Annotated in this window: 7 protein-coding genes and 1 tRNA gene; 3 read left to right on the top strand and 5 right to left on the bottom strand. The window is 69.2% G+C overall.

The genetic code is table 11. The annotated features are described in order from the left end of the window. Positions 1–457: 457 nt before the first annotated feature. The 3 genes from BMW88_RS32645 to BMW88_RS32635 all read left to right on the top strand — a co-directional run bounded on the left by BMW88_RS32645 (position 458) and on the right by BMW88_RS32635 (position 4,427). Complete coding sequence (locus BMW88_RS32645) at positions 458–1,408, top strand: lycopene cyclase family protein (RefSeq protein WP_089958393.1); 951 nt, start codon at positions 458–460, stop codon at positions 1,406–1,408. 123 nt (positions 1,409–1,531) lie between these two features. Next, positions 1,532–3,208 carry a GGDEF domain-containing protein gene (locus tag BMW88_RS32640; protein WP_089958447.1) on the top strand — a complete coding sequence of 559 codons (1,677 nt, stop codon included), beginning with the start codon at positions 1,532–1,534 and terminating at the stop codon, positions 3,206–3,208. 154 nt (positions 3,209–3,362) lie between these two features. Continuing rightward, positions 3,363–4,427, top strand: a complete 1,065-nt coding sequence (locus BMW88_RS32635; protein WP_245778206.1) for a carboxylate-amine ligase — start codon at positions 3,363–3,365, stop codon at positions 4,425–4,427. Between the two features lie 4 nt (positions 4,428–4,431). Here BMW88_RS32635 and BMW88_RS32630 read toward each other — a convergent pair whose 3' ends face one another. The 5 genes from BMW88_RS32630 to BMW88_RS32610 all read right to left on the bottom strand — a co-directional run bounded on the left by BMW88_RS32630 (position 4,432) and on the right by BMW88_RS32610 (position 7,505). Further along, positions 4,432–4,881: an NUDIX domain-containing protein gene (locus BMW88_RS32630; protein WP_089958388.1), complete on the bottom strand. Its 450-nt coding sequence runs from the start codon at positions 4,879–4,881 to the stop codon at positions 4,432–4,434. 23 nt (positions 4,882–4,904) lie between these two features. Continuing rightward, a tRNA-Ile gene (locus BMW88_RS32625) sits at positions 4,905–4,980 on the bottom strand. 424 nt (positions 4,981–5,404) lie between these two features. Further along, positions 5,405–5,791, bottom strand: a complete 387-nt coding sequence (locus BMW88_RS32620; RefSeq protein ID WP_089912772.1) for a metal-sulfur cluster assembly factor — start codon at positions 5,789–5,791, stop codon at positions 5,405–5,407. Beyond that, entirely contained in the window at positions 5,788–6,228 is a 441-nt protein-coding gene (sufU, locus tag BMW88_RS32615; protein WP_089958385.1) for a Fe-S cluster assembly sulfur transfer protein SufU, read from the bottom strand. Before sufU ends, BMW88_RS32620 begins: the two co-directional genes overlap by 4 nt. After that, on the bottom strand, positions 6,228–7,505 hold the full coding sequence (locus BMW88_RS32610; protein ID WP_089958383.1) for a cysteine desulfurase: 1,278 nt from the start codon (positions 7,503–7,505) through the stop codon (positions 6,228–6,230). The genes sufU and BMW88_RS32610 overlap by 1 nt, the downstream gene beginning before the upstream one ends. Positions 7,506–7,507: the final 2 nt, after the last annotated feature.

Raw genomic sequence — 7,507 nt, 5'->3', positions numbered from 1 at the left:
GCCAGGATCAAACTCTCCAATAAGGATTGTGTGATCGCTCCAGACGGAATATGTCTGGCAATCTGGTCTATCTACTCAAAGGAATACCCCGACGAGGGGTATTCATATTACTGGCTGTGTTTCGGCACGCTGTTGAGTTCTCAAAGAACACGCGCTCACCGGATCCAATCTCCGTTTCCGGAGAGTTTCACTCGGGGCTTGTGTTGCTGAAGCTTATTCGGTGTTTCGCGCCGGTGTCAAATCGGCCTCTCAGAGGCTTTCTGTCTTCCGGCTTTGCCCCGCTCGTTCCGGTGTGATTTCCGGCCCGTTCCGCGCTGGCAGAGAGAACATTACACGGGGGTGTTTCGATCTCCAAATCGGGGGGTCGCCCGAGTGCCTGCGCCGCGCTGACCAGCGGGTTTCCGGTCCGGCGGCGCGGAGCGCGGCACGTCCGGGCCGCAGCGTCAATCATGGAGCTGTGCACGACGTCCTCGTGATTGGTGGCGGCCCGGCCGGCCGCGCGCTCGCCCGCGCTTGCGCAAAGGAAGGTCTCCACACCGCGATCGTCGATCGTCATCCGCATCGCGTGTGGACGGCGACGTACGGCGCGTGGGCCGATGAGCTCCCGCCGGACGCACCGGCAGCCGTCACCAGCACAGTGGTTCGCGTCTACGCGCGTGAGGAGCATCTGATCCCACGCTCCTATGTCGTTCTCGACAACGCACGGCTCCACGAACTCCCCAGCAGCGTCACGGTGCTGAAGCAGCCGGTCGAAGCGCGCTACACCTTCAACGCCACTGGCGCGCGCAAAGGCCGTGCCGAGCAAACGGCCGTGGGGACCGTCATCGAATCGGACAGCACCGAGACGACGCTGATGGACTGGCGTGACGGTGACACGTTTCTCTACAAGGTTCCGTTGGGCGGCAACAGAGTCCTCGTCGAGGAGACCTGCCTGGCGCGGCGGCCCGGCATGCCGCTGAGCGAGCTCCGGCGACGGCTGCACGCACGGCTCGCCCCCGGTGCCCACGAGGAACGTGTGCGCTTCCCCCTCGACGCGCCCCGGTCCGGTGGTCTGGCGTTCGGCGCGAGCGCGGGCTTCATCCACCCCGGCACGGGGTACAGCGTCGCCACGTCCCTCACCCTCGCGCCGGCGGTTGCCCAGGCGGTGCGGGCCGGGGAGGACCCGCGGCGCGTCATCTGGCCTCACAGCGCGCGGATCGTGCAGGCGTTGCGCCGCCGGGGTCTTGAAGCGCTGCTCCGGCTGAACGCCGACGAGACGAGGGATTTCTTCGAGCTGTTCTTCCGGTTGGACGTGGACCTGCAGCGCGCGTACCTCTCGGGCAGAGACGACGTGAAGGGGACGGCGGCGGCCATGACCGCTCTGTTCGCGGCGGCTCCGCTGCGGCTCAGGAAGAAGCTGATCTTCTGACGAACTCCCGGCGTGAGCGCCGGGTCACCGAGCGCAGCCGCGCTGTGGCGGCTCGTCGCCAACCTCGTGAACACCTGGTGAACCCGCTTGGTAGGGGTCGTTCGCACCGGCACGATCGGGGTCGTGCCCGCATTGCTGGATGACGTCCGGTTCGCCTTCCAGCCGCTGTTCAACCTGAACACCGGGGGCGTCGTCGCGGTGGAGGCCCTGGCCCGGCCGCACGACGGCAGCGTGCAGGATCTCCTCCAGGCCGCCTTCCAGGCCGGTCTGCTGGCCAACGCCGACGTCGGACTCGCCTGCCGGGCCATCCGCTCGGCCGCCGACTTCGACCTGATGCTGCCGCTGCACGTGAACCTGCTCGCGCTCACGGTCGCGGACAAGCCCGAGGTGATGGGCCCGCTCTACGGTGCGCTCCGGGACGCCCGGCGCTCCCCCGACAGCGTCGTCGTCGAGATCGGCGAGCCGTACTCGCGGGCCAACCGCGCCCGCCTCGCGCGGGGGATGCAGACGTTGCGCAACAACGGTTTCCGCATCGCGCTCGACTGCGTGGGCGAGGGCGACGTGCCGCTGGGTCTCCTCACGAGCGCCTCGCCGGACTTCGTGAAGCTCGACCGCGAGATCGTCCGCACGCTGCCGAACGACGCGGCGCGGGGCGCGCTGGTCCAGTCGCTGGTGCGCCTCGGCGAGTACACGGGCGGCCAGGTCGTGGCCGAGGGCGTCGAGACGGAGGCGGAGCTCACGCACCTGCGCAGGCTGGGGGTGGGGCACGCGCAGGGCAACTACCTGGCGCCGCCGCAGCGGAGGCCGGCGGTGAACGCCCGCATCGCGCCGGAGGCCGTCACCGAGACCGGGGAGATCCGCCGGGGCAGCACCGGCCCCAGGGTCACCGACTTCCTCCACCCCGCGACGACCCTGCACGAGCACGCCACGAGCGACGAGGTGCGCGAGGTCTTCACCATCCAGCCTTCGATCACCGGCGTCGTGCTGGTCGACGACGAGGGCCGCCCCAAGTGGTCGGTGGACCGCAACAGGTTCCTGCTCGCGGTCACCGGGCCGTACGGGCACGCCCTGCACGCCAAGCGCGAGGCGGCGCGGCTCGCGGACAAGCCGCACATCATCGGCACCGAGTCGTCGGCGCTGGAGTTGCTCGACGTGGTGGCGGGTGCGAATCGTGAACGCACCAACGACGACCTCATCGTCGTGGACCACAACGAGCGGTGCATGGGTGTCGTGCGCGTGGCGGACGTGGTGCGTGGTGTGGCGGAGCTCAAGGTGGAGCAGGCGGCCGCGCTGAGCCCGCTCACCCGCCTGCCGGGCAGCGATGCCATCGCGAGGGAGGTGGAGCGGCGCATCGAGGCCGGTGAGATCTTCGCCGTGTCGTGGCTGGACGTCGACAGCTTCAAGGCGGTCAACGACACGGTCGGGTTCGCGGCGGGCGACGACCTGATCCGCGAGATCGGGCACGACCTGGCGGGCCTCGCGCAGGCATTTCCCGGGGTGCAGGTGGGGCACGTCGGCGGTGACGACTTCCTCCTCCTCGCCGGGCTCGACGAGACGGTTCCGCTGAGTGCGCGTCTGCTCGACAAGCCGTACACGGCTGAGGGACGACACATCACCCTTTCTCTTGCGACCCTTATCTGTGCACCGGGATCAGTCGGGTCGTATCGCGAGGTGTCGCGCTTGTTGGCGCCGGTGAAGGAGCACGCGAAGTCGCTCACCGGGTCCAGCTGGGTCATGGGCCGGCCGGGAACCGATCGCCGTGATGTCCTGCGTGGTGTCGCGCAACGAGCGGTGAGCTGACAAGTACAACCAAACGCCTCCTGTGCGGCGACCCGATCACTCATAGCATCGAGGTCGCTACTCAGCGCACAGGAGGTTCGGCGTGCAGGTCGGCAGCAGAACTCAGGCGGTACCCGCGCAACGCACGACCGTGGACGGCCTTCTCACCGTTGGGGTGGAAGAAGAATTCGTCCTCGTCGAGGCTTCGACGGGTCATCTGGCCAACCGCGCCGAGGACGTGCTCGCCGGAGCCGGCCGCTACCAGATCGACCTGCAGGAGGAGATCGCGCAGTACCAGGTGGAGTCGGCCAGCGGCATCTGCACCGACATGGGGCGGCTGCGGGACGAGCTCGCGGCGGCGCGGCGGGCGTTGATCGAACGGGCGGCGCGCCACGACGCCCGCCTGGCCGCGACCGGGACGCCGGTGCTGGGCCTCACGATGCCGACGCCGCTGACGAACTCCCCGCGCTACCACCGGATGGCGCAGGAGATGGGCGCGCTCACCAACGACCTCGCGATCTGCGGCTGCCACGTGCACATCGGTCTGCCCGACGACGAGTCGAAGATCTTCGTGAGCAACCACCTGCGGCCGTGGCTGCCGACGTTGCTGGCGCTGGGCGCGAACTCGCCGTACTGGCTCTACGGCGACACCGGCTACGCGAGCTGGCGCTACCTGGTGTGGAACCGCTGGCCCACCTCGGGTGTGCCGCCGCACTTCGACTCCGCGGCCGAGTACCGCACGGCTCGCGACGAGATCGTCGCGAGCGGCGCGGCGATCGACGCCGGGATGCTCTACTGGGACGTGCGGCTCTCCGCCCGCCACCCCACGCTGGAGCTCAGGGTCTCCGACGTCGCGCCGACGGTGGAGGAGGCGGTGCTGATGGCCGCGCTGGTGCGGGCGATCGCCGCCACCGCGCTGAGCTCCGGCGCCCCGCCGGTGAAGCTGCCGCCCCACCTGCTGAAGGTGGCGATGTGGCGTGCCGCGCGCGACGGCCTGGAGGGGTTCGGCATCGACCCGGTGACCGGTGCGCCGACGCCCGCGTCGACGATCGCGGCGTCGTTGCTGCGGTGGGTGCGGCCGGCCCTGGAGTTCGCCGGTGACTACGGGATGGTGAGCGACGGCATCGACCGGTTGCTGCTCGACGGCACGGGTGCGGCGCGGCAGCGCAGGGCGTTCGCGCGCCGCGGCCGGCTGGACGACGTGGTGGGATTCCTGGTCGCCCAGACCGCTCCGGTGTGACCGGTCACCGCTGCGGGCTCCGGCCGTGTTCGAGGTAGCGGGTCTCGCCGGAGGCCAGGGCGGCGAGCGCTTGCGCCACCCGGCGGGCCAGCCTGGGGACGAGGCGCCGGGCGGCTTCCTCAGGCGGCACGAACTCGTAGGACCTCAGCTCGTCGGCGGGAAGGCGAAGGTGGTCGTGCTCGGTGAGCGTGCCGCCGTCGAACACGAACAGGACGCGGTCCTCGCCGTCGCGGGGTGCCCAGTCGACGACGAGCAGGCGGCCGGGCGTGATGACCAGGCCGAGCTCCTCCTCGACCTCGCGCCGGCACGCCTCGCCCGGGGTCTCCCCCCGTTCGACCGCGCCACCGGGGATCTCCCACTGCGGCCTGTAGGTGGGCTCGACGAGGAGGACGCGCCCGGCTTGGTCGAGGAAGAGCGCGCCGGCGGCCGAGAGCGCTCTGCTGCTGTGATCCACGGGACCTTTGTACGCCGAGCCGGTGGTCGTCCCGCCAGGGCTTGAACCTGGGACCTGCCGCGTATCAGGCGGACGCTCTCACCACTGAGCTACGGGACGGGGAACGAAGACCGGTGCTTTCCCCAGGATTCACCGCGTGTACCGCGGAATCGGGTGGCACCGACGGAAGGAGTCGAACCCTCGGGAAACGGGTTTGGAATCCGTTCCGCTTCCGAAGCTCGTCGGCTCGTGCGCAGGGCAAAAAGAAACCGCCCACGTTTCCCGTGGGCGGCTCCGGTGTCATGACCTGGGGATCAGGTCATGGCGTGGAGCCCCACGCCAGCGCCAGCAGAATGCCGGCGATGAAGGCGAGAATTCGCCATCCCGCAAGCTCCGCCTTGGCAAGCATGTCTTCCTCCGTTGATCTCTGCGGTTGCGATGGGATCAAGCTATGCGACGGCCGCGCGGCCGTGCAACGCAATTATCCTACCCAAGGAAAACGGCGCGCACCCCGCGGATGCGCGCCGTTCCAGGAACTGAGAACTCAGACCGTGAAGCCCAGCGCCCGCAACTGCTCGCGGCCGTCGTCGGTGATCTTCTCCGGGCCCCACGGCGGCATCCACACCCAGTTGATGCGGAAGTCCGACACGAGGCCACCGCCCGTGCCGCCGGTCAGGGCGGCTCGGGTCTGGTCCTCGATGACGTCGGTCAGCGGGCAGGCCGCCGAGGTGAGCGTCATGTCGATGGTGGCGACGTTCTTGTCGTCGATGTGGATGTCGTAGACGAGACCCAGGTCGACGACGTTGATGCCGAGCTCCGGGTCGACCACGTCGCGCATGGCCTCTTCCACGTCGTCGAGCGCGGCGACGTCAGCCTTGGGCTCGAAGACCGGCATGCCTTCGGCTCCCCGGACGACTTCTTCGGTGCTCATGCTGCTCCCTGGCTTCGTGCTACTGCGTCTTTGAAGGCCATCCAGCCCAGCAGCGCGCACTTCACGCGCGCCGGGTACTTCGCGACACCGGCGAAGGCGATGCCGTCCTCGAGGACGTCCTCGTCGGGCTCCACCTTGCCGCGGCCCTGCATGAGCTCGACGAACGCGTCCATCTTCTCGAACGCCTCACCCACGGGCTTACCCACGACGAGGTCCGTCAACACCGACGTGGACGCCTGGCTGATCGAGCAGCCCTGGCCGTCGTAGGAGACGTCCTTCACCAGGTCGCCGACCAGGTGGACCCGCAACGTCACCTCGTCGCCGCAGGTCGGGTTGACCTGGAACGACTCGGCGTCGAACGGGTCGCGCAAGCCGCGGCCGTGGGGGTTCTTGTAGTGGTCCAGGATGATCTCCTGGTACATCTGCTGGAGCTGCATCAGGCCACCCCGAAGAACTTCTGCGCCTCGCGGACTCCGTCGACCAGAGCGTCGACCTCGTCGAGCGTGTTGTACAGGTAGAACGACGCGCGCACGGACGACTGGGCGTTCAGGCAGCGGTGCAGCGGCCACGCGCAGTGGTGGCCGACGCGGACCGCGATGCCCAGGCTGTCCAGGACCTGGCCCGCGTCGTGGGGGTGCACGCCCTCGATCTCGAACGGCACGGCGCCGCCGCGGTCGACCGCGTCCTGCGGGCCGAGCAGGCGGACGCCCGGAACCGCGCGGAGTCCTTCGAGCGCCGCGACGGTCAGCGCGTGCTCGTGCGCGTGGACGCGCTCCATGCCGACGATGCTCAGGTAGTCGACCGCGGCACCGAGGCCCACGGCCTGCGACGTCATCGGCGAACCGGCCTCGAAGCGCTGGGGCGGCGGGGCGAAGGTCGAGCCCTCCATCTTCACCAGCTCGATCATCGAGCCGCCGGTGATGAAGGGGGGCAACGCCTCCAGCAGCTCACGGCGTCCGTAGAGGACACCGATGCCGGACGGGCCGAGCATCTTGTGGCCGGAGAACGCGGCGAAGTCCACGCCCAGCGCGTGGAAGTCGACCGTGCTGTGCGGAACGGACTGGCAGGCGTCCAGCACGGTCAGCGCGCCGACCTTCTGCGCGGCCGCGACCAGGACGTCGACGGGGTTGATCACGCCGGTCACGTTCGACTGGTGCGTGAACGCGACGACCTTGGTGCGCGGCGTGATCACGCTGTCCACGTCGGACAGGTCGAGGCGGCCGTCCTGGCCGAGCCTGAACCACTTGAGGACGGCGCCGGTGCGCTGGGCGACCTGCTGCCACGGAACGAGGTTCGCGTGGTGCTCCATCTCGGTCACGACGATCTCGTCACCGGGGTTCAGCACGAACCGCGACGACTCGGGACCCGAGGTGGCGGCGTTGCCCATCGCGTACGCGACGAGGTTGAAGCCCTCGGTGGCGTTCTTGGTGAAAACGAGCTCTCCGAAGGAGGCGCCGACGAACTCCGCGATGCGCTGGCGCGCACCCTCGTAGGCGTCGGTGGCTTCCTCGGCGAGCTGGTGGGCGCCCCTGTGCACGGCAGCGTTGTGCTGTTCCAGGAACGCCCGCTCGGCGTCCATCACCTGCGTCGGGCGTTGCGAGGTGGCGCCGGAGTCCAGGTAGACCAGGCGCTTCCCGTCACGAACGGTGCGAGACAGGATCGGGAAGTCCGCTCGGAGAGCGGCTACGTCCAGTGGTGCTGCGGTGGTGGTCACAG

The sequence above is a fragment of the Lentzea xinjiangensis genome (assembly GCF_900110955.1).
GTDB lineage: Bacteria > Actinomycetota > Actinomycetes > Mycobacteriales > Pseudonocardiaceae > Lentzea > Lentzea xinjiangensis.
Note: the sequence above shows the minus strand (reverse complement) of the source record. Positions and strands in the feature narration are given on the sequence as shown.

Bases quoted from the DNA above. Each gene is read 5' to 3' on its own strand.
- BMW88_RS32620 (WP_089912772.1), bottom strand. From the start codon at position 5,791: ATGAGCACCGAAGAAGTCGTCCGGGGAGCCGAAGGCATGCCGGTCTTC.
- sufU (WP_089958385.1), bottom strand. From the start codon at position 6,228: ATGCAGCTCCAGCAGATGTACCAGGAGATCATCCTGGACCACTACAAG.